Consider the following 1,261-nt stretch of genomic DNA (forward strand, 5'->3'; position numbering starts at 1 on the left):
ATCCGACACATCACACGCCACGATGTCCACATCGCAGCCCAACTCCACAAGCTCCGCGAGAAGCCCAGCCGCCCCCGGAGCCTCCACACCCCGCCGGCTCACCAACACCAAATCCCGCACCCCATGCACCACCACCAAATGCCGCGCCACCAAAGCACCCAACCCACCCGTACCACCCGTCACCAACACCGACCCCGAACCCCACACACCAGGCAGGGCCACGGACGGGGAGACAGAGGAAGAGGAAAAGGCAGATTCGGACTCAGACTCGGACTCGGAGGCGGGTTCGGAGGCGGGTTCGGAGGCGGAGGCGGGTTCGGGTACCGCGACACGCACCAGCCGGGGAACCCTCAACCCGCCGTCCCGCACCGCGACCTGGTCCTCACCCGAGGCCACCACACCCGGCAGCAGACCCCCCGCACCCACCGCGTCATCAACATCCACCAGAGACAGACGCCCCGGGTTCTCCAACTGCGCCGACCGCACCAGACCCCACAACGCAGCACCCCCCACATCCACCGGCTCACCCACACCAGCAGCAACCCCACCCCGCGTCACCACCACCAGACGCGAACCCTCCCAACACCCATCACCCAGCCACGCCCCCAACACCTCCACCAACGACCACACACCATCAACCAACCCCGAACCCGAGGCCGAGCCCTCCTCCGAGCCCGAGCCCGAGTCCGAGCCCGCGGGGCAGCACAGCACCACCGTCAGCCCAGCACCGTCCCCCGCGCTTGCAGGCCCCGACACCGCCCCCCACTCAGGCGCCGCCTCCACCTGAGCACCAGCCGCCACCAACCCGGCCGCCACATCACGACTCACCGCGTCGTCACCCACGACAAGCCACCGACCGGCCGCACCCTCCGACCCCGCCGGCAACCCGGCCACCCCCGCCGCCGGCAGCCACTCCACCCCGAACAACGCCTCGTCCCGCACCACCGAACCAGCCCGGCCAACCTGCCCAGCACTCACCGCACGCAACGACAACCGCTCCACCGAAACCACCGGCACACCACCACCATCAACCGCCCGCAACGACACCCCCTCACCACCATCAACCCCACCCAGCCGCACCCTCAACACACCCGAACCCGCACCCCGCACCACCACACCCGACCACGAGAACGGCAACAAACTCACACCAACCGGAAAACCACCCACCCCACCCACACCCACCGCATGCAACGCCCCATCCAACAACGCCGGATGCACCCCAAAACCAGACCCAGACCCAACACCAGACCCAGACCCGGAC

1 protein-coding gene is annotated in these 1,261 nt (G+C 68.9%); it reads right to left on the bottom strand.

Annotation, left to right across the window (positions count from 1 at the left end; all coding sequences use genetic code 11):
• A partial coding sequence (locus AOK08_RS38450; RefSeq protein WP_241827284.1) for a SpnB-like Rossmann fold domain-containing protein occupies positions 1-1,218 on the bottom strand: 1,218 nt, incomplete at its 3' end.
• Positions 1,219-1,261 lie beyond the last annotated feature (43 nt).

Origin of the sequence: Streptomyces graminilatus, assembly GCF_001418565.1 — a bacterium.
Taxonomy (GTDB): domain Bacteria; phylum Actinomycetota; class Actinomycetes; order Streptomycetales; family Streptomycetaceae; genus Streptomyces; species Streptomyces graminilatus.